The organism is Neorhizobium sp. SHOUNA12A (assembly GCF_023006505.1).
In the GTDB taxonomy this organism is placed as follows: Bacteria; Pseudomonadota; Alphaproteobacteria; order Rhizobiales; family Rhizobiaceae; genus Neorhizobium.
This window is the reverse complement of record NZ_JALBGV010000009.1, coordinates 109,477-128,708: the sequence shown is the minus strand read 5'-3', so window position 1 is coordinate 128,708 and position 19,232 is coordinate 109,477. Positions and strand designations below refer to the sequence as shown.

Annotated in this window: 21 protein-coding genes and 1 pseudogene; 17 read left to right on the top strand and 5 right to left on the bottom strand. The window is 61.5% G+C overall.

Annotation, left to right across the window (positions count from 1 at the left end):
• Positions 1-186, top strand: a 186-nt coding sequence (locus tag MOV63_RS07020; protein WP_247032886.1) for an IS3 family transposase, incomplete at its 5' end; no start/stop codon positions are given.
• Here MOV63_RS07020 and MOV63_RS07015 read toward each other — a convergent pair.
• Positions 182-547, bottom strand: a pseudogene (locus tag MOV63_RS07015) (LysR family transcriptional regulator); the annotation flags it as partial. The gene MOV63_RS07020 and the pseudogene MOV63_RS07015 overlap by 5 nt on opposite strands.
• Before the next feature lie 103 nt (positions 548-650).
• Between MOV63_RS07015 and MOV63_RS07010 the strand changes: the two are divergent.
• Entirely contained in the window at positions 651-1,556 is a 906-nt protein-coding gene (locus tag MOV63_RS07010) for a DMT family transporter (RefSeq protein WP_247032885.1), read from the top strand.
• A gap of 65 nt (positions 1,557-1,621) precedes the next feature.
• Here the strand turns inward: MOV63_RS07010 and MOV63_RS07005 are convergent, their stop codons facing one another.
• Positions 1,622-2,191, bottom strand: coding sequence for a DUF922 domain-containing Zn-dependent protease (locus MOV63_RS07005; protein ID WP_247032903.1), 570 nt, complete (start codon positions 2,189-2,191; stop codon positions 1,622-1,624).
• A gap of 229 nt (positions 2,192-2,420) precedes the next feature.
• Between MOV63_RS07005 and MOV63_RS07000 the strand changes: the two genes are divergently transcribed.
• From MOV63_RS07000 to MOV63_RS06970, 7 genes are all read left to right on the top strand, one after another.
• Positions 2,421-2,738 (top strand): hypothetical protein, encoded by a 318-nt coding sequence (locus tag MOV63_RS07000; protein WP_247032884.1) that lies wholly within the window; start codon positions 2,421-2,423, stop codon positions 2,736-2,738.
• 68 nt (positions 2,739-2,806) lie between these two features.
• Positions 2,807-3,442, top strand: coding sequence for a TetR family transcriptional regulator (locus MOV63_RS06995; RefSeq protein WP_038587916.1), 636 nt, complete (start codon positions 2,807-2,809; stop codon positions 3,440-3,442).
• A gap of 95 nt (positions 3,443-3,537) precedes the next feature.
• Positions 3,538-4,380: a metallophosphoesterase gene (locus MOV63_RS06990; protein ID WP_247032883.1), complete on the top strand. Its 843-nt coding sequence runs from the start codon at positions 3,538-3,540 to the stop codon at positions 4,378-4,380.
• Between the two features lie 22 nt (positions 4,381-4,402).
• Positions 4,403-5,698, top strand: a complete 1,296-nt coding sequence (locus tag MOV63_RS06985) for an ABC transporter substrate-binding protein (RefSeq protein WP_247032882.1) — start codon at positions 4,403-4,405, stop codon at positions 5,696-5,698.
• A gap of 80 nt (positions 5,699-5,778) precedes the next feature.
• Positions 5,779-6,729, top strand: coding sequence for a carbohydrate ABC transporter permease (locus MOV63_RS06980; RefSeq protein WP_247032881.1), 951 nt, complete (start codon positions 5,779-5,781; stop codon positions 6,727-6,729).
• Positions 6,719-7,582 carry a carbohydrate ABC transporter permease gene (locus tag MOV63_RS06975; protein ID WP_247032880.1) on the top strand — a complete coding sequence of 288 codons (864 nt, stop codon included), beginning with the start codon at positions 6,719-6,721 and terminating at the stop codon, positions 7,580-7,582. The genes MOV63_RS06980 and MOV63_RS06975 overlap by 11 nt, the downstream gene beginning before the upstream one ends.
• A 1-nt stretch (position 7,583) precedes the next feature.
• Positions 7,584-8,324, top strand: coding sequence for a tyrosine-protein phosphatase (locus MOV63_RS06970; RefSeq protein WP_247032879.1), 741 nt, complete (start codon positions 7,584-7,586; stop codon positions 8,322-8,324).
• 37 nt (positions 8,325-8,361) lie between these two features.
• On the opposite strand, the gene MOV63_RS06965 is transcribed toward MOV63_RS06970, so the two are convergent.
• Positions 8,362-9,333: a S1C family serine protease gene (locus MOV63_RS06965; protein ID WP_247032878.1), complete on the bottom strand. Its 972-nt coding sequence runs from the start codon at positions 9,331-9,333 to the stop codon at positions 8,362-8,364.
• A 100-nt stretch (positions 9,334-9,433) separates the two neighbouring features.
• Positions 9,434-10,231, bottom strand: a complete 798-nt coding sequence (locus tag MOV63_RS06960) for an NAD(P)-dependent oxidoreductase (RefSeq protein WP_247032877.1) — start codon at positions 10,229-10,231, stop codon at positions 9,434-9,436.
• A gap of 198 nt (positions 10,232-10,429) precedes the next feature.
• Between MOV63_RS06960 and MOV63_RS06955 the strand changes: the two genes are divergently transcribed.
• The 8 genes from MOV63_RS06955 (at position 10,430) to MOV63_RS06920 (ending at position 18,613) form a co-directional block, all read left to right on the top strand.
• Entirely contained in the window at positions 10,430-11,182 is a 753-nt protein-coding gene (locus MOV63_RS06955; RefSeq protein WP_038543797.1) for a FadR/GntR family transcriptional regulator, read from the top strand.
• A 75-nt stretch (positions 11,183-11,257) separates the two neighbouring features.
• Positions 11,258-12,163, top strand: coding sequence for a 5-dehydro-4-deoxyglucarate dehydratase (gene kdgD, locus MOV63_RS06950; RefSeq protein ID WP_247032895.1), 906 nt, complete (start codon positions 11,258-11,260; stop codon positions 12,161-12,163).
• 3 nt (positions 12,164-12,166) lie between these two features.
• Complete coding sequence (locus MOV63_RS06945) at positions 12,167-13,303, top strand: mandelate racemase/muconate lactonizing enzyme family protein (protein ID WP_247032876.1); 1,137 nt, start codon at positions 12,167-12,169, stop codon at positions 13,301-13,303.
• Positions 13,303-14,169, top strand: coding sequence for an amidohydrolase family protein (locus tag MOV63_RS06940; RefSeq protein ID WP_247032875.1), 867 nt, complete (start codon positions 13,303-13,305; stop codon positions 14,167-14,169). The genes MOV63_RS06945 and MOV63_RS06940 overlap by 1 nt, the downstream gene beginning before the upstream one ends.
• Positions 14,170-14,248: 79 nt before the next feature.
• Positions 14,249-15,220: a TRAP transporter substrate-binding protein gene (locus MOV63_RS06935; RefSeq protein WP_038543802.1), complete on the top strand. Its 972-nt coding sequence runs from the start codon at positions 14,249-14,251 to the stop codon at positions 15,218-15,220.
• An 89-nt stretch (positions 15,221-15,309) separates the two neighbouring features.
• Positions 15,310-15,831: a TRAP transporter small permease gene (locus MOV63_RS06930; protein WP_038543805.1), complete on the top strand. Its 522-nt coding sequence runs from the start codon at positions 15,310-15,312 to the stop codon at positions 15,829-15,831.
• Positions 15,831-17,111, top strand: coding sequence for a TRAP transporter large permease (locus MOV63_RS06925; protein ID WP_247032874.1), 1,281 nt, complete (start codon positions 15,831-15,833; stop codon positions 17,109-17,111). The genes MOV63_RS06930 and MOV63_RS06925 overlap by 1 nt, the downstream gene beginning before the upstream one ends.
• 68 nt (positions 17,112-17,179) lie before the next feature.
• Entirely contained in the window at positions 17,180-18,613 is a 1,434-nt protein-coding gene (locus MOV63_RS06920) for an aldehyde dehydrogenase family protein (RefSeq protein WP_247032873.1), read from the top strand.
• A 59-nt stretch (positions 18,614-18,672) separates the two neighbouring features.
• On the opposite strand, the gene msrA is transcribed toward MOV63_RS06920, so the two are convergent.
• On the bottom strand, positions 18,673-19,194 hold the full coding sequence (gene msrA / locus MOV63_RS06915; RefSeq protein ID WP_046625719.1) for a peptide-methionine (S)-S-oxide reductase MsrA: 522 nt from the start codon (positions 19,192-19,194) through the stop codon (positions 18,673-18,675).
• Between the last annotated feature and the right edge of the window lie 38 nt (positions 19,195-19,232).

Below are 19,232 nucleotides of genomic sequence, written 5' to 3'. Positions count from 1 at the left end.
CACTACGACGATCATGCGCAACTGAAAAAGCATCTGGCCGACTTCATCGACGCGTACAATTTCGGGCGCAGGCTCAAGACGCTAAAGGGCCTCACGCCCTACGAGTTCATATGCAAACGGTGGACTTTGGAGCCGGATCGATTCATCATCGATCCAATCCATCAAATGCCGGGACTAAACAGCTAGCCTCCAGCTTCGGCATGCGCGAAAACAGCCAGAGCGAGGCAACCGACGGCGTCACCGAAAGCCGCACGACCGCCTTGTTGCGGCGGGGCAGCCACCGCTCGTCCGTATCCCCGAGCAGAGCCAACGCTTCCTCCGCGCGAGCGAAAAACCGCATGCCTTCCGGTGTCAGCGTCACACCCCGAGCCTCGCGAGAGAAAAGCCGTACGCCCATCCAGCGCTCCAGGCGGGATATCTGTCGGGAGACGGCACCGTGGGTGACCCCGCCCTCTTCCGCCGCTGCGGAAAACGATCCGAGACGCGCGGCGCGAGCGAAGGTCTCGAGCGTATCAAGTGGTGGCAAAGTCTGCGAGCTGTGAACCATACGCACATATGATCATCGATTGCGTTGCTTTTCAAGCATGGATGAGAGGCGCTAAATCCTAACTTCAAGTTTTGCCTGACTTCAAGTTTTGAGGGACAAAGAGATGAGCACGGTCGCCATGAGCACGGGAACGGACGAGAGACAAGGATTTGATGTGATCGCGTTCCTGGCGATCCTGGTGACCATCGTTTTCTGGGCCTCGTCATTCGTCGTCATCCGCATCTGCCTCGGGCCGCTGACGCCGATTGAGCTTGCCGCGGCACGGTATGTTCCGGCCGCCTTGATCGCGGTCTTCTATCTTGCAGTTGCCCGGCCGGCTCTTCCGGCCAAGGGCGATATCCTCCGCCTCATCGTCGCGGCAGTGCTCTTCATCGCCGCCTACGCCGTTCTCCTCAACATGGGTGAGCGAACCGTGGCGGCTGGCCCCGCAAGCTTCATCATCAACACCATGCCGGTCTTCACCGCCCTTATCGCCATTTTCGCGCTTGGCGAGCGGTTTGGCCGCTGGGGCTGGGTCGGAACGGCAATCTCCTTTGCCGGCGTGGCACTGATCGCTGCTTCCGGCGACGACGGGTTCGATCTCGATCCGAATGCGATCCTCATTCTCGGCGCCGCCCTTTGCTCGGCGATTGCCAGCGTGCTGCAGAAGCCGATCCTCGGCCGCATGCCCGCCTTGGCGGTCACCGCCTGGCTGATGCTGATCGGCTCCATTCCGCTGCTGCCGGCCGTCCCGTCCACCCTCCAGGCGCTTGCCGCCGCCCCGGTAGAGGTGAACTGGGGCATCGTCTATCTGGTGCTCTTCCCGACTGCGATCGGTTATGTCACCTGGGCGATTGCCTTGAAGCGCCTGTCCGCCGCCCGGGCCTCCAATTTCCTTTACGGCGTTCCTCCGACCGCAACCCTGATCGGTTTCCTCTGGCTCGGCGAGGTGCCGACCCTGATCGGCGCGATCGGCGGCGTCATGGCGATCGTTGGCGTCCTCGTCGTCAACGTCATGCGCAAGAGATAGCTTCCGCAGAATTCATCGGAAAAACAGCACCTTACGGCCAATTGCTGAATCAATCCTGCAGCAGACTATTTGCCGTTGCCGTTCACCAGCTGCAGGATGAGTTGGTGGACGTTGCCACCCTCGCTCATCTCCATCCGATCGTAGTCATTGCTGCGCTTCTGCTGCGCCTTCGAGATCTCGCCGAGCTTGGCGGTCAGTTCTGTCCTGATTTTCGCGCATTGCGGATCGTTGGCGACACTGAGACCCACGCTCACCCGCTCGATCTCCTTCGCCATGTCGGTGATGATAACGCCGTGAACCAGTTCGTGCTTGTAGACGCCGGCGATGAAGACATCCCATTTCGTCTTCAGATCGGGAGCAAGCGCCGACGCGGGCTTCGGCAGCGTATAGGTGATGATCAGCTTCGGCCGCGCCGAAACCAGCGTGCAGGCGCCGTCCGGCTGCGGTCGGTAATCGCGGGTCCAGGTGAGCTTGAAATTGGTGTGCGCGATGGCGCGAACCTCCTTGCCGATCTTGGGACCGCGCTGTCCGATGGAAGCGTATAGATCGACGCCGGAATCTCCGGTGATGGGATAGGCCTGGATCTGCTCGACCGGCTGCCACTGGCTCTGCGCGGACGCCTCCGGGGGCACCATCCCAAGGCAGAGGGCCGCGAGAATTCCTGCACCTATCTTCACTCTTTTCCTCCCAATCGCGTTGCTGCGGTGAACCTAGAGATGCCACAGCGCCGTTTCAATTCGTCAAACATGCTTTCCGTGAACGCTGTCCATCACGACTTTTGTTCCAGGCCCTTGCCATATTTCCTTCAAAATGGATGATGACAGTTATGTGACATAGCATTCTGATTTGGCATGGAGAGTTCCAATGGGAGAAAAGCGGAAGGTCTATGAGGCATTGATCGACGGCGCGATGGATGGCCTCACTGACGAGGCACTGTTCAAATTCGTCAACAAACGCTGCCCGAAGACATCGAGCAAGAAGATCGTCCGCGCAGCGCTGCTTGGTCTCACCGATCCCCACCTGCGTGACCGGAACATCCTCGATACGATCTATGCGCTGGCCATCAAGCATCGCATGGACGAGTTTCGCGATGGCGAGGATGGCGATGACGACAGGGATGCATGGCCGGCACCTTTCGCCCGGTCGTTGGACAAGGAAACGGCTCGCTCGGATTTGGCCTAGGCGTTTTCCCGCACTGTCATCCGCCCTACACAGAATCTGCCTAGACTGCCCTCATCGAGGGTGAGTTCATGCACGGCCGCGCCAATCTCACAGCCATGAGGCTCATGGATGCCTGCGAGCATCTGCTTTGCGAGGCCGAGGCTCTGGAGGATCTGACCGCCCGGCGGATCGCCATCGAGGCACATGCGACCCCTTCCGCCATCAGCTACCATTTCGGCTCGCAGGAAGAACTGGTCGCAGCGGTCGCAGAGCGTGTCTATCGGCGGCTCAATGCAGAACGGTTGAGCCTGCTCCGCAAAGCCGTCGACCGACGGGCGCCCGATCCCCCCGATCTGGATGAAGTCATCGCCGCTTTGGTCGGCCCGTCGATCCGCTGGAGCCTCGACCCCACCTCCAGCTATCCGGTCCTGTCGCATTTCACTTCGATGGCGAAGACCCATCGGGAGCGCGCGCCGCACTACCGCCGCATCATCGATAACGTCGAACATCATCGGGCTTTCGTCCCGCATCTGAAGCGGATAGCGCCTTGGCTCGACGACGTCGATATCGGCTGGCGACTCAATTGTGCGCTCGGCATCCGCTCGCAGGTCACCCGCTCTCGGTCACGTACGGAAGTGCTGACCAATTACGGCATCGACCTCGATGATCCGGACATCGTCATCGCCCGCATGGTCGAGGTGATCGCGCCGATGTTCCGCCGCTAACCGGGTTTCGAACGGCATTCGAAATCCGTCACTACCCCGAAACAAACCCCTTCTAACGGTCCTCCTGACGAAACCGTCATCCATGGAGGCATCCGGTGCGACGCGAAACGACATTCATCCATCTGACCGACCTGCATATCGGCACCGCCGACGACAGCCATCTGCACAGCGACACGACCGAGACGCTGCATCAGGTGCTCGATCTGGTCGCGACCGTGACGCCGAAGCCGCAATTCGTGATCGCCAGCGGCGACCTCACCAACCGCGGCGATGCGGACAGTTTTCGCCGGCTGAAGGAGATTATTGACGCCAAGATCGACGTGCCGGTCATCTATGCGCTCGGCAATCACGACACCCGTCCCGGCTTCTACGAGGGCATGGGCATCGAGGCCGACGATCCGGATGCGCCCTACGACCACGATACGATCATCGACGGCATCCACATCATCACCATCGACTCGACGACGCCGGGCCTGATCGGCGGCACGATCGATCCGGAACAGTTCGACTGGCTCGCCTCGACGCTCGACAGCCATTCAGACCTGCCGAAGCTGATCGTCGTCCACCACCCGCCGGCGCTCGGCGAGGAAGCCGACGCCGCCCATTGGCGGACGATCCACTTCCCGCAATCGGAACGTTTCCGCGAACTGTTGAAAGGCCGCAACATCATCGGCATTCTCAGCGGCCATATCCATCACGACCGCGTCTCGGTCTGGCATGGCATCCCGGTGGTGGTCGGCACCGGCCAGCACGCCGCCACCGACATCCTGCGCACGGACATCCTGCGCATGGTGCGCGGCGCCTCCTTCGGCATCGGCACCATCCGCCCGTCCGGCCTCACCATGGCCTTCGTGCCGTTGCCGTCCGACCGCGCCGAACTCAACACCTATCCGCTGGAACTTCTGATGGCTCGGGCAATGCCCGTCGCCGCTGAATAACCCTTACCCGGAGACACGCAAAATGCTGCGCAGAACCACGTTCAAGCTGATGGCGACGCTTACCGCCGCCTCCATTCTGCCGGTCGGTGCGTTTGCCGAAATGCCGGCAAACGTCGACAAGCCGGTCACGATCAGCTTCTACAACTACAACCTCGCCTCCGCCGGCATCGGCTCAGAGGCCACCAAGGAACTGATTGCCGGCTTCGAGAAGAAATTCCCGAATGTGAAGGTCGAGACGGTGGCCGTACCGTCGAACGAGATCATCAACCGCGTCCAGGCCGATATCGTCGCCGGCAAACAGCCGGACGTCGCCCAGCTCACCTTCCGCGACCTGATCTTCATCGCATCCGACCTCGGCGGCAATGCGCTCGAGGACATGGTGAGCCCGGCGGAACTGAAAGACCATCTCGCCGGCATGATCCCCAAGGGTCTCGAACTCGGCAAGGTCGACGGCAAGACCTACGGTCTCGCCTACACCTTCTCGACGCCTGTCCTCTATTACAACGGCGACCTCTTCAAGCAGGCCGGCCTCGACCCGAACAACCCGCCGAAGACCTGGGCGGACGTCAACATCGCCGGCAAGGCGATCAAGGAAAAGACCGGCAAGAACGGCTTCTTCCCAGGCGCCTACGGCCCCAGCGACGGCACCTTCGTCTACCAGGCGATCGTCATGTCGAACGGCGGCAGGGTGCGCGACGGCAACAAGCTGACATTCGCCGACAAGAATGCCGCCGAAGCGGTCAAGATGCTGCGCGACATGGTCGATAGCGGCGCCCATGCCAGGATCGATCCGGCCAGCGGCTCCGACACGTTTGCGGCCGGCAATCTCGGCATGTTCGTCTATACGACTGCGGTGCTTGGCTCCTACAAGAAGGCCGCCCAGGGCAAGTTCGACCTACGTATCGCCTCTATGCCGTCCTTCGGCGAAAAGCCGACCGCTCCGACCAATTCCGGCAGCGCCCTGTTCGTCTTCAGCAAGGATCCGGCCAAGCAGCGTGCGGCCTATGAGCTTCTCAAATACCTGACGAGCAAGGAAGCCTACACGATCATCACCAGCAAGATCGGCTACCTGCCGCTGCGTCTCGATATAGTCGACGATCCGAACTACCTCGGCCCGTGGGTCAAGGAAAACCCGATGTTCCGCGCCAACCTGGAACAACTGAACCGCCTCACCGCCAACGTCGCCTTCCCCGGCCCGAACTACCGCCAAGTCGAGAAGATGATGATGGACTCGGTGCGCGAAGCCGTCTTCGGCAAGGGCGATCCGATCGCCACGCTGAAAGCCGCCCAGGATCAGGGCCAGGACCTGATGCCGTAACCGTTACGAGGAGATGCCGGGCGGGTCTCGCTTTCCGTCCGGCATCGTTGTCCCCTAGGGATCCTTTCGGGGAAAATTCCATGACCGATATCCAGGCCGATCTCGCAAGACCGCTCACCCTTGCCCGAGCGCCCGCAACGGCGCGCCAGCGCGGCACATTCACAGTACAGCCCTGGCTCTATCTCGCGCCAGCGCTCTGCCTCCTGATGATGTGGACTTATGTGCCGCTGGTCGAGGCATTCCAGCTCTCCTTCTACCAATGGAACATGCTGCCGACCGCGCCGCAGCGCTATGTCGGCCTCACCAACTACCAGCGACTGTTCGCCCTGCCGGAGATGCGCGCCGCCCTCTGGAACACGCTTTTCTACATTGTCGGCCTCTTCCCGATGTCGGTGATCATTCCGCTCTTCGTGGCGATCTGGACCCAGGACCTCGAAGGCCGCGCCCGGACGATCTACCGCGGGCTAATCTTCGTGCCGATGATCGTCGCACCCGTGGTCGCGGCCATCCTCTGGCGCTGGCTGCTCAACGAGGACCAGGGGCTGATCACGCTCGGGCTGGAGACGGTCGGTCTCGGCCGCATCGGCTTTCTGACCGATCCGAAATACGCGCTTGCGACGCTGACCTGGATCACCGGCTGGAAGCTGATCGGCTTTTCCACCCTGCTGTTTTCTGCCGCCAATGCCGGCATCAATTCCTCCTATATCGAGGCGGCGCGCATCGACGGCGCCAGCCGCTGGGGGATCATCCGCGATATAAGACTGCCGCTGCTGTCGCCGACCATCCTGCTTCTATCGATGATGACGATCCTGTTCGGGGCGCAGTGGAGCTTTGCCTATATCAACGTTCTGACAAACGGCGGCCCGCTGAAATCGACCACCAACATCTTCTACCTGCTCTGGGAATACGGTTTCCAGACCATGTCGGCCGGCTGGAGCTCGGCGGCCGGCATGATCGCCTTTGCCGGTTTTGCGGTCATTGCGGCAGGCTGCATGTGGCTCACGAAAAGGTTCGCGGTCTATGACAATTGACGCTTCCCCCGACAGCGCCTCGCTCGCCACCGCCGCGCCGAAGGCTGGCAGCGCCCGCCGGTTCGCGGTGCATGCGGTCATGGTCGTCCTGTCCTTCCTGTCGATCTTTCCGATCTACTGGATGATCGTCACCTCGCTTCGGCCCGAAAATGAAATCTTCTCCACCTCGCTCTGGCCGTCCAACCCGTCGATCGAAAACTATGTCTTCGTGCTGACCCGCATTCCGATGATCGGCATGCTGGTCAACACCACGATCGTATCCGCAGCGACGGCCCTTCTGCAGGTGGTCACCGGCCTGTTTGCGGCCTATGCGCTGGTGCGCTGGCGCATGCGCCTTTCCGGCGTCATCCACGGTCTCATCGCGCTCTCCTGGCTGGTGCCCTTCCAGGTCACGATGATCCCCAACTACGTTCTGGCCTCGCGGCTCGGCCTCCTGGATACGCTGACCGGCCTCATCGTGCCGAACGCGGCGCATGCCTTTGCGATCCTGCTGCTCTACAACGCGATGCGCTCCTTCCCGACCGAGATCCTCGAAGCGGCGTGCATCGACGGCGCAAGAAGCTGGAAGATCCTCTGGCAGATCGTCGTACCGAACATGGGCGCGCCGATCGCCTCCCTGTCGATCATCGCCTTCATCTCCGCCTGGAACGAGTATTTCTGGCCCCTGCTCCTCTCGCGCAAGCCGGAGAACTCGGTCGTCCAGATCGGTCTGCAGATGTTCATGACCCAGGAGGGCAATCTCTGGGGGCCGCTGATGGCGGCCGCCGCGCTCGCCAGCCTGCCGATCCTGATCATCTACCTGGTCCTGCAACGCCACGTCATCGAATCCTTCATGAAATCCGGAATCCGCTGATATGCTGAGTTACGAACGCCTGATCGCGCTGGAAGGCGCCCACAATGTCCGCGACCTCGGCGGTTACCAGACCTCGAACGGCGGCTTGACCCGCTGGCGCTCGATCCTGCGCGGCGACGCATTGCACCGGTTGAGCGAGGCCGATATCGACACCTTGCTGGACAACGGACTGACCACCGTCATCGATCTGCGCAATGCCCACGAGATCGCCGCCGAAGCCAATCCCTTCACCGGCCATGCCAAGGTGCGCTACCACAACACGCCGGTATTTTCGGCGCTTGCACCGGTCGAGATGATGGCGAATGCCGTATTGAGCTTCGACATGGGCGATCGCTATTGCCAGGCGATCGACGACTGCCAGCCGGCGATTGCCGAAGTCCTGAACACCATCGCCGAGGCGCCTGAAGGAGCCGTGCTCTTCCATTGCAGCGCCGGCAAGGACCGCACCGGGGTGATCTCGGCATTGCTGCTCGCCAACGCCGATGTCGATGAGACGACCATTATCGAGGATTACGCCCTGACGGCGACCATCTCCGGGCCGCTGATCGCGCGCCTCAGGGACCGAGCCCTCGGCCGCGGCACGGCGCCCGAACTGGTGGACATCGTTCTTGCCTCTGAGCCGCGCAGCATGCGGCAAGCGCTGGACCATATCCGTTATCGCCATGGCGGCGTCGAGGCCTATCTCTCTTCGCTCGGCCTCGATGAAACCGAGCGGGAAAAGCTTCGCAACCGCCTGGCCTAGGACCTCGAGGCCGAGAATCTAAGAAGAAACGCAGTGCTCAGCTCTGCGGCCGTGCAGCAGGAACGAGCACTCGGTCAACGATCCGCGAGTCGAGGTCGTAGACCGAGATCGGCGTATCCTTGCCGATCCGGGTGCCGTCGAGAAGGCGGATCAAATCATCCGCGCCGCCGACGGGCTGGCCGTCGATCGCCAGGATGAAATCGCCCTCCTTCAGGCCCGCCAGATCGGCTGGGCTGCCGGGATCGATGCGGCGAATGCGCACCGTCGTCTCCTGCAACATGCCGGCCTTCACCGCGACGCGGCGCGGTAGAGCGGTCGTATCGACGACGATGCCGATGAAGGCGCGCCGCACGTGGCCGAAGCGCAGGATCTCCGAGACGACGAAATTGGCCGTGTTGGAGGCAACCGCAAAGGCAATGCCCTGCGCGCCGCGGATGACCGCCGTATTGACGCCGACCACCTCGCCCGAGGCCGACACCAGCGGCCCGCCGGAATTGCCCGGATTGAGTGCCGCATCGGTCTGTACGACGTCGTCGATCAGCCGGCCGGTGGACGACCGCATCGATCGGCCGAGCGCAGATACGACGCCCGATGTCACCGACCAGTCGAAACCGAGCGGATTGCCGATCGCGATCGCGATATTGCCGCGCCGCAATTTCTGGGAATCGCCAAGCCGTGCCCAGGCCTGCACGTCCATGTCGGCACGCACCAGCGCGATATCGGTATCGGCATCGCGGCCGAGAACAGCGCCCTGCCCGACTGCCCCGTTGGCGCTGCGGATACGGACGGTCTTGGCGTCGGAAACGACGTGGTGGTTGGTGATGATCAGGCCGTCGGGCGAAATCGCAAAGCCCGACCCGTGGCCTCCTTGGCCGGCAACGCCGCCCAGCCGCTCGATGCGGCTGACGGCAGGACCGACGCGGTCGACCGCGCCGGCAACCGTCTCCGAATAGGCGTCGAGAAGCACGCTATCTTCGGGGACGGGAGGATTGATATCAATAAATCCCATCACAAGAACTCCGGAAAACACCTTCTCGGAAAAGGGAAGGTTGTAGAAGAAGCTGATGTGGTGGGCCTAAAAGGCAGAAACAAGAACCCGTCGTGCGAGCTCAATCCTCGGCGAAGATCGGGTCCTGGGTGAACATGCCGCCCTGGTAAACCGCAAGCGCCGAGGTCGGTGCCGGGCGCGGAACGCTGGCTTCCAGTTCGGCGCGATAGCGTTCTGCATTGTCCTTCGGCTTCCAGCCGAGATAGGACGCATGCGAATTGTCCCACCACTTGCTGTCATTGTCGGAAATGCCCCAGATGATCGGGCAGCCGAGCATCGGGGTCCGGAAGACGCAGCCGATCAGCGACACGAAGTCGTCATGTGACATCCAGCCGGACAGCATCCGGTGGTTGATCGGTTTTTCGAAGCAGCTGCCGATCCTGACCAGCGCCGTCTCCTGGCCGAATTTCTCGAAATACATGCGCGCCAGAGCCTCGCCGAAACATTTCGAAACGCCGTAGAGCCCGTCCGGCTTCATCGGAGCCTTGACGTCGATATGCTCGTCCTGCCGGTAAAACCCGACGACATGGTTGGAACTGGCGAACAGGATGCGCGGCTGCCCATGCGCCCGGGCAGCTTCGTAGAGATTGTAGAGGCCGAGCAGGTTGGCATTGAGGATCTTCGAAAACTTGTCCTCCACCGAAACCCCGCCGAGATGCAGGATACCGTCGCAGCCCTCGACCAGCCTCATGACCGCATCTGCATCCGCGAGATCGCAGACGACCAGCTCCTCATTTGGGCCGGCAGTGCCGAGATCGACGATATCGGACAGGCGAAGCGTTTCGGCGAACCCGGCAAGACGGCTACGCATGGCGCGTCCGAGGCCGCCGGCGGCACCGGTGATCAAAAGTCTTTTCAAGAAATCATCCTCCGAAAGCGGCCCGTCGGCCGCGGCAATCCAGTTCATTGGCCAACTTGTTCGTGACAAGCTTCAATACTTATCATACATGTTGAGAAAGCTCGGTCAACAAGTCGGAGCCGGCTTGGCGCGGTCGCCTAAGCTTGACACGTGGGTTGACGCGATATTGTGATGCGCCGCCGAGCAGGGAGGAATGAAATGAGCGTAGAAACCAGACTCGATACCGGCAGGGGATCGAGGACGCTAGTTTCTCGCCTCGGAGAAACGTTGCGCCAGGCGATTGCAGCGGGTCAGTTTCCGCCGGGCTCGCGCCTGCCGAGCGAAGCACAGCTGACCGAGGCGCACGGCGTCAGCCGCACCGTCGTCCGCGAGGCCATCGCATCGCTGCGCGCCGACCGGTTGGTCGAAGCCCGCCAGGGCGCCGGCGTCTTCGTGCTGGAGCCTTCGCGCAACGTGCAGCCGGTCATGCTCTCCCTCTCGAATATCGATCTTGCCCGCGTATCCTCAATGATCGAGCTCCTGGAGCTCAGAACCGCGGTGGAAGTCGAGGCTGCAGGGCTTGCGGCCCTTCGCCGCTCCCCTGCACAGGAAGAGGTCATTCTCGATCGCCATTATGCGGTCCGCGCCTGTCTCGAGGCCGCAAAACCGACCAGCGAGGCGGATTTCGCGCTGCATCTGGCGATCGCCGAAGCCACCAACAATCCCCGTTTCCGAGAATTCCTGACGATGATCGGCCGCAGCCTGATCCCGCGCGCAGCATTACGCCCGGACGATTCGGAGGCCGACCAGGCAGCCTATATCAAGCTGCTCGACGAGGAGCATAATGCCATTGTCGTGGCGATTTCCGACGGCGACGAAGACCGTGCCCGCGACGCCATGCGCCGGCATCTGCGGGGTGCGCAGCTGCGTTATCGCACCCTCCTCCGGGAGCTTCGGGAAGCTGTAAGATGACTTGTTGACACAAGTCAGCGCAACCTGTACGACAATTTTTGTCTGGAGGAGACGCTTACAAAGGAAATCCGCATGATGACGCCTGAAGAAATCAAGGTCGCACTTGGTGCCGGCCTGCTGTCCTTTCCCGTCACCCATTTCGACAAGGAAGGCCAGTTCCAGCCGGAAAGCTATCGCCGCCATGTCGAATGGCTGTCGGGCTATGATGCACCGGTCCTGTTTGCCGCCGGCGGCACGGGCGAATTCTTCTCGCTGTCTCCCAATGAGGTCCCTACAATCGTTTCCGCCGCCAAGGAGGCCGCCGGCAAGACCGCAATCGTCTCCGGCTGCGGTTTCGGCACGCATGTGGGCGTCGAGATGGCCCGCGCGGTCGAAAAGGCCGGCGCCGACGGCATCCTGCTGCTGCCGCATTACATGATCGATGCACCGCAGGAAGGCCTCTACCAGCATGTGAAGCGCATCTGCCAGTCGGTTGGCATCGGCGTCATGGTTTACAATCGCGACAACTCGATCCTGTCGGTGGACACGCTGAAGCGCCTCTGCGACGAATGCCCGAACCTGATCGGCTTCAAGGACGGCAGCGGCGATATCGGACTTGTCCGGCAGATCACCGCCACCATGGGCGACCGGTTGATGTATCTCGGCGGCATGCCGACTGCCGAGCTCTTCGCCGAAGCCTATCTCGGCGCCGGCTTCACCACCTATTCCTCGGCTGTCTTCAATTTCGTGCCGGGCCTTGCCGTCGAGTTCTATAAGGCGCTGCGCGCCGGCAACCGCACCCGCTGCGAGGAAATCCTCAAGGACTTCTTCTACCCCTTCATGGCGATCCGCAACCGCCGCAAGGGTTATGCCGTCTCGGCCATCAAGGCCGGCGTGCGCCTGCAGGGTTTTGACGCCGGCAAGGTGCGTCCGCCGCTCGATGACCTGACGGCGGAAGAAGAAGACATGCTTCTGAAGCTCATCGGCCCCTGGAAGCGCTAATCCATGAAGATCGCTTCGGTTCGCACCCACCTTCTCGAACACAGGCTCGACGTCGCCTTCGAAAGCGCCTCGATGCGCTTCGATCGCCGCGCCCATGTGCTCGTCGAGATCGAGTGCGATGACGGCACGATCGGCTGGGGCGAATGCCTAGGCCCGGCCCGGCCGAATGCGGCCGTGGTCGCGACCTATGCGAACTGGCTGATGGGCGAAAATCCGCTCGAAACCGAAAAGATCTGGGCGCGGCTCTATAATGCGCTGCGCGATCAGGGTCAGCGCGGCCTTGCCGTCACGGCACTGTCCGGCATCGACATCGCGCTCTGGGATATCAAGGGCAAACATTTCGGCGTGCCGGTCTCGATCCTGCTCGGTGGACGTTTCCGCGAGAGCGTCAGAGCCTATGCGACCGGCAGCTTCAAGCGCGACGGCGTCGACCGCGTGGAAGACAATGCCACCGACGTCGCCGGCTATTGGCAACAGGGTTTTCACGCCAGCAAGATCAAGATCGGCTTCGGCGTCGAGGAGGATCTGCGCGTCATCCGTGCCGTGCGCGACGCCGTCGGTCCTGACATGCGCCTGATGGTCGACGCCAACCACGGTTACGACGCCATCGAGGCGATCAAATTCGGCCAGGCGGCTGCTGAACTCAATATCGACTGGTTCGAGGAACCCGTGGTGCCGGAACAGCTTGCCGCCTACCGCGAAGTCCGCGCCCGCCAGCCGATCCCGGTTGCCGGCGGCGAGACCTGGCACAGCCGCTGGGGCATGCGCGAGCCCGTGGAAACCCGTGCCGTCGATATCCTGCAGCCGGACCTTGCCGGCGTTGGCGGCTTTACCGAAGCCAAGCGCGTCGCTGATCTGGCAGCCCTTCACGGCATCCGCGTCGTGCCGCATGTCTGGGGCACCGCTGTGCATATCGCCGCCGCATTGCAGTTCATGGCGGCGATGATCCCGAGCCCGGTTCGCGTTAATCCGATCGAACCGATCCTCGAATTCGACCGTACCCACAATCCGTTCCGTCAGGCGGTGATCAAAACCCCGATCGAACACGAGCGTGGCGTGGTTCAGATCCCGAACGGCCCCGGCCTTGGGATCGAGATCAACCGCGATGCGCTCAAAGAATTCCGCATGGGAGACATCTGATGCTCGTCCGCACCCTTTCCGGCACGCCGCCCAAGACCAAACTGCCCAAGGGCGCGATCGACACTCAGATGCATGCATATCTGCCGGGCTTTCCGTCACTGCCCGGCGGTCCGGGCCTTCCGGCGGGAGATTTGCCAACACCCGCCCAGTATCTCCAGTTCATGCGCTGGATCGGCATCGATCGGGTCATCGTCACCCAGGGCAATGCCCAGCAGCGCGACAATTCCAATCTCAACGCCTGCCTTGCGGAGTTCGGCTCGATCGCCCGCGGCGTCTGCGTCATCGATAGCACCACATCGGAAGCCGAACTCGATATCCTCGCAGCAGCCGGCAATGTCGGCGCCCGCATCATGGATCTGCCGGGCGGCGCGGTGAACCTGTCGGAACTCGAAGCCGTCGACGCCAAAGCGGCGTCCCGCAACTGGATGGTCGCCGTCCAGTTCGACGGCAGCAACATCCTCGACCACGAAGAGCACCTGAGGAACCTGAAGTCCCGCTGGGTCTTCGATCACCATGGCAAGTTCTTTTCAGGCGTGACACCGGACAGCCCGCAGATCGCAGCTGTCAAGCGGCTGATCGACGGTGGAAAATGCTGGTTCAAGTTTGCCGGCGTCTATGAATCTTCCAAGGCCGGCGGCCCGGACTATGCCGATGTCGCAGCCATCGCCCGCGAGATCGCCAGATATGCACCGGAACGCATCGTCTGGGGCACCAATTGGCCGCACAATCTCGCCCGCGAACAGGCAGATTATCCGGATGACCTGGCGCTGACCGACACCGTGCTCGGCTGGTTCCCGAACGATGCGGCACGCCAACTCGCGCTCGTGAAAAACCCTGAAGAGCTTTACGGCCTGTCGGCCCAATAAGCGGCAAGGCAAGCCCTAGGAGACTGATAATTAAACGACCGGGGCACGGAGGCCCCGGCGATCAACGGAGGAGGACAACATGAAACTCACGAAACTGCTCGGCCTCGCATTCGGTCTCGCGCTCAGCGCGACCGCCGCCAATGCGCAGGTTACCCTGCGTTCCGCCGATATCCATCCGGATGGCTATCCGACCGTCGATGCCGTCAAATATATGGGCGAACTAATCTCCCAGCGCACCAACGGCCGCATCAAGATACAGGTGATGAACAACTCGGTGCTGGGTGGTGAAAAGGACACGATCGAACAGACCCGTTTCGGCGTCATCGATTTGAACCGCGTCAACGCAGCGCCGTTCAACAACCTCGTGCCGCAAACCACCGTTCTCGGCCTGCCCTTCCTGTTCCGTTCGACCGAGCACATGCACAAGGTCGTCGACGGCCCGATCGGCGACGAAATCCTGAAAGCCTTCGAACCGCATGGCCTGATCGGTCTCGCTTACTACGATTCCGGCGCGCGCTCCTTCTACACGACCAAGAAGCCGATCACCAAGCTTGCCGACCTGAAGGGCATGAAGATCCGCGTCCAGCAGTCCGACCTCTGGATCGCCATGATGCAGGCCTTCGGCGCCAACCCGACCCCGATGCCGATGGGCGAAGTCTATTCCTCGCTCGAAACCGGTGTGGTCGACGGCGCAGAAAACAATTGGCCTTCCTATGAGTCCGCCCGCCACTACGAGATCGCCAAGAACTATACGCTGACCGAACATTCGCTGAACCCGGAGATTCTGGTCATGTCGAAGATCTCCTGGGACAAGCTGACGCCGGAAGACCAGAAGATCTTCCGCCAGGCAGCCAAGGACTCGGTCGTCAAGATGCGTGAGCTCTGGACTGCCCGCGAAAAGTCCTCGGAAGCCAAGGTTCGTGCTGCTGGCGCCAACATTATCAAGGTCAACAAAGACGAGTTCTCGGCAGCCATGAAGCCGGTCTATGACAAGTTCGTCACGGACGCGAAGCAAAAGGCTCTGCTGGAGCAGATCCAGGCCGTCAAGTAAGTTCGAAAAAGAAGCCGGCCCTCTGATCAGAGGGCCGGTTTTTCATTTCCGGCACCGGGGAACGTCGCCGGATCGTGGAGGACAGGTTCATGAGAAACTTCATGTTGGCCATCAAGCCAATTCTGGGCGGGCTCAGCCGCCTATCGCTTTATATTTCCGGCACCGGCATGATCGCCATGACCCTCATCGTCGGCTGGCAGGTCTTCGGCCGTTATATCCTGAACGACTCGCCGAGCTGGTCCGAGCCGCTGTCGCTCTACCTGATGTCGTGGTTCATCATGCTCGGAGCCGCCGTCGGTGTGCGTGAGAGCGTGCATCTCGGGCTCGATATCGTTCGTTACGTCATGCCACCGGCAATTCAGAAGGCCATGGACCTCCTGAGCCTCGGCCTGATCGTGCTGTTCGGGATAGGCATGGCCTATTATTCGACGCTGCTCGCCAAGGGCACGTGGTCGGCCACCATTCCCGTGCTCGGCTGGCCGGGCGGCACCGACTTCTTCCCGATGATCGTCGGAGGCGTCATGATCTCCCTTTTCGCTCTGGAGCGCTTCGTCGACGTCGCCATCGGCGAAGAAATTGCTGCTGACGTCCTCGTGCAGGAGGCTGCGTAATGGCCTACGCCATTCTTTTCGGTTCCTTTACCTTCCTCATGCTGATCGGCATGCCGATCGCCTTCTGCCTTGGAATCGCGTCCTTCGCCACGGTCCTCTACATGGGCCTGCCGCCGATCGTCGTCTTCCAGCAGCTGAATTCCGGCATGAACGTCTTCGCCATGATGGCGATCCCGTTCTTCATCTTCGCTGGCGACCTGATGGTGCGCGGCGGCATTGCGCACAGGCTGATCCGCTTCGCAGCCGGCCTTGTCGGCCATATGCGCGGCGGTCTCGGCCAGGTCAACGTCGTCGCATCGACGCTGTTCGGCGGCATTTCCGGTTCGGCCGTGGCGGATGCATCGGCCGTCGGCGGATTGATGATCCCGCAAATGGCTGCGCGCGGCTACGACCGGGATTATGCGGTGAACGTGACAGCCAACGCCGCGATCATCGCATTGATGATCCCGCCCTCGCACAACATGATCCTCTATTCGATCGCAGCCGGCGGCAACGTCTCCGTTGCCGACCTCTTCACCGCCGGCATCATTCCCGGCCTGCTGCTGGCCGGAGCGCTGATGATCACGGCCTGGTGGGTTGCCGTCAAACGCGGTTATCCGGCCGATCCGTTCCCGGGCTTTGCCCGCATCGGTTATTACTTTCTGGCTTCGCTGCCAGGCATCCTGCTGATCGCCATCATCTTCGGCGGCGTACGCTCCGGCGTGTTCACGGCAACCGAAAGCTCCTGCATTGCGGTCCTCTACGCGTTCCTTGTGGCCATGCTCGTTTATCGCGAGCTGAACTGGAACGGTTTTGTCGAGGCCGTCATGGGCGCCGTGCGCACCACCGCGATGGTATTGCTGGTCATCGGCACCGCGGCCGCGTTCGGCTGGCTGATGGCATTCCTGCAGGTCCAGACGCTGATCATCGCGGCGATCGGAGCGATCTCCGACAATCCGATTATCGTGCTCCTGATGATCAACGTCATCCTGCTGGTGCTTGGCACGTTCATGGACATGGCGCCGATGGTCATCATCTCGACCCCGATTCTGCTGCCGGTCGTCAAAGCCTTCGGCATCGATCCTGTCCATTTCGGCGTCATCATGATCCTCAATGCCGGCATCGGCCTCAACACGCCGCCGGTCGGAACCGTGCTCTTCGTCAGTTGCGCGGTCGGCGGCATCACGATACGTGAAGCGATGCGCACGATCTGGCCTTTCTTCGGAGCCAGCATCGCAGTATTGCTGCTCGTGACTTATATCCCTGCCTTGTCGCTCTGGCTCCCAAACGTTTTCAAATGAGCGACTGAACAAGCTTTATCTGACGGTCCCGCCGCTTGGCGGGACCTTTCACATGAGAGGAGAGGTCCATGACCATCTACCAGAACCTGATCGCCGGCGAATGGGTCGGCTCGGACGCTTCCAAGAACATCAACCCGTCCGATACCAACGATGTCGTGGGCATGTATGCCCAGGGCAATGCCGAAGACGCCAAGCAGGCGATAGCAGCCGCCAAGGCCGCTTTCCCGGCCTGGTCACGTTCCGGCATCCTGGAGCGTCACGCTATTCTTCGGAAAGCTTCCGACGAAATCCTCGCCCGCAAGGAAGAACTCGGCGCGCTTCTCGCCCGCGAGGAAGGCAAGATCCTTCCCGAAGCGATCGGCGAAGTTACCCGCGCCGCCCAGATCTTCGATTTCTTCGCTGGAGAAGCGCTGCGCCTGACCGGCGAACTGGTGCCGTCCGCACGTCCGAACATCGGTGTCGAGATCACCCGCGAACCACTCGGCGTCATCGGCATCATCACGCCCTGGAATTTCCCGATCGCCATTCCGGCATGGAAGATCGCGCCGGCGCTCTGCTACGGCAACACTGTCGTCTTCAAGCCTGCCGATCTCGTGCCTGGCTGCGGCTGGGCGATCGTCGACATCCTCCACCGCGCCGGCCTGCCGAAGGGCGTTCTGAACCTCGTCATGGGCCGCGGCTCGGTCGTCGGCCAGACCATGCTCGACAGCCCGGACCTCGCCGGCATCACGTTTACCGGCTCGACCGGCACCGGCAAGCGCGTTGCGCTGGCCTCGATCGAGCATAACCGCAAGTTCCAGCTCGAAATGGGCGGCAAGAACCCGATGGTCGTCCTCGATGACGCGGACATCAACGTCGCCGTCGAAGCCGCCGCCAATTCGGGCTTCTTCTCGACCGGCCAGCGTTGCACCGCTTCGTCGCGCCTGATCGTGACGGAAGGCATCCACGACAAGTTCGTCGCAGCACTCACCGAGAAGCTGAAGACGCTCAACGTCGACAACGCCATGAAGGCCGGCAGCCATATCGGCCCGGTCGTCGACGACAAGCAGTTGAAGCAGGATACGGACTATATCGATATCGGCAAATCGGAAGGCGCCAAGCTCGCTTTCGGGGGCGAAATCGTCAAGCGCGACACGCCCGGCTTTTACCTTCAGCCGACGCTGTTTACCGAAGCCACCAACCAGATGCGCATCTCCCGTGAAGAGATTTTCGGACCGGTCGTATCCGTCATCCGGGTGAAAAACTACGAGGAAGCGCTGGCAACCGCCAACGACACGCCGTTCGGCCTGTCGGCGGGCATCGCCACTACCAGCCTCAAGCACGCGACGCATTTCAAGCGCAACTCGGAAGCCGGCATGGTGATGGTCAACCTGCCGACGGCAGGCGTCGATTTCCACGTGCCGTTCGGCGGCCGCAAGGCATCGTCCTTCGGCCCGCGCGAACAGGGCAAGTATGCTGCCGAGTTCTTCACCGTGGTGAAGACCGCCTACACGCTGGCCTAAACAAAAAAGGCGCTGCCATTTCGAAATGGCAGCGCCTTCAATTCGTGAATTAAGACGGGTTATTCAGCAGCAACGCTGGCGCGCTTCGGCAGCTTCCAGTTCGGACGCGGGAAATGGCAGGTATAGCCATTCGGATAACGCTCCAGGTAATCCTGATGCTCCGGTTCCGCCTGCCAGAAATCACCAACCGGCTCCACTTCCGTCACCACCTTGCCCGGCCATAAGCCCGATGCGTTGACATCGGCGATGGTGTCTTCGGCGACGCGCTTCTGTTCATCGTTCTCGTAATAGATCGCCGAACGATAGCTCATGCCGATATCGTTGCCCTGGCGGTTCTTGGTCGACGGATCGTGGATCTGGAAGAAGAATTCCAGAATATCGCGATAGCTGGTCTTGGCCGGATCGAAGATTATCTCGATTGCTTCGGCATGGGTGCCATGATTGCGGTAGGTCGCATTCGGCACATCGCCGCCGCTATAACCGACGCGGGTCGATACCACACCGGGCAGACGCCGGATCAGGTCCTGCATGCCCCAGAAACAACCTCCGGCCAGAACGGCCCGTTCGGTAGACGTCGTCATGCTTTCCTCCTTCGGTTTTGGATTTGCACCTAAAATGG

Coding starts and splice junctions, on each gene's coding strand:
- MOV63_RS07010 (WP_247032885.1), top strand. CDS start 651: ATGAGCACGGTCGCCATGAGCACGGGAACGGACGAGAGACAAGGATTT.
- MOV63_RS07000 (WP_247032884.1), top strand. CDS start 2,421: ATGGGAGAAAAGCGGAAGGTCTATGAGGCATTGATCGACGGCGCGATG.
- MOV63_RS06970 (WP_247032879.1), top strand. CDS start 7,584: ATGCTGAGTTACGAACGCCTGATCGCGCTGGAAGGCGCCCACAATGTC.
- MOV63_RS06930 (WP_038543805.1), top strand. CDS start 15,310: ATGAGAAACTTCATGTTGGCCATCAAGCCAATTCTGGGCGGGCTCAGC.
- kdgD (WP_247032895.1), top strand. CDS start 11,258: ATGACGCCTGAAGAAATCAAGGTCGCACTTGGTGCCGGCCTGCTGTCC.
- MOV63_RS06980 (WP_247032881.1), top strand. CDS start 5,779: ATGACCGATATCCAGGCCGATCTCGCAAGACCGCTCACCCTTGCCCGA.
- MOV63_RS06925 (WP_247032874.1), top strand. CDS start 15,831: ATGGCCTACGCCATTCTTTTCGGTTCCTTTACCTTCCTCATGCTGATC.
- MOV63_RS06985 (WP_247032882.1), top strand. CDS start 4,403: ATGCTGCGCAGAACCACGTTCAAGCTGATGGCGACGCTTACCGCCGCC.
- MOV63_RS06935 (WP_038543802.1), top strand. CDS start 14,249: ATGAAACTCACGAAACTGCTCGGCCTCGCATTCGGTCTCGCGCTCAGC.
- MOV63_RS06995 (WP_038587916.1), top strand. CDS start 2,807: ATGCACGGCCGCGCCAATCTCACAGCCATGAGGCTCATGGATGCCTGC.
- MOV63_RS07005 (WP_247032903.1), bottom strand. CDS start 2,191: ATGGTGCCCCCGGAGGCGTCCGCGCAGAGCCAGTGGCAGCCGGTCGAG.
- MOV63_RS06975 (WP_247032880.1), top strand. CDS start 6,719: ATGACAATTGACGCTTCCCCCGACAGCGCCTCGCTCGCCACCGCCGCG.
- MOV63_RS06955 (WP_038543797.1), top strand. CDS start 10,430: ATGAGCGTAGAAACCAGACTCGATACCGGCAGGGGATCGAGGACGCTA.
- msrA (WP_046625719.1), bottom strand. CDS start 19,194: ATGACGACGTCTACCGAACGGGCCGTTCTGGCCGGAGGTTGTTTCTGG.
- MOV63_RS06940 (WP_247032875.1), top strand. CDS start 13,303: ATGCTCGTCCGCACCCTTTCCGGCACGCCGCCCAAGACCAAACTGCCC.
- MOV63_RS06920 (WP_247032873.1), top strand. CDS start 17,180: ATGACCATCTACCAGAACCTGATCGCCGGCGAATGGGTCGGCTCGGAC.
- MOV63_RS06965 (WP_247032878.1), bottom strand. CDS start 9,333: ATGGGATTTATTGATATCAATCCTCCCGTCCCCGAAGATAGCGTGCTT.
- MOV63_RS06945 (WP_247032876.1), top strand. CDS start 12,167: ATGAAGATCGCTTCGGTTCGCACCCACCTTCTCGAACACAGGCTCGAC.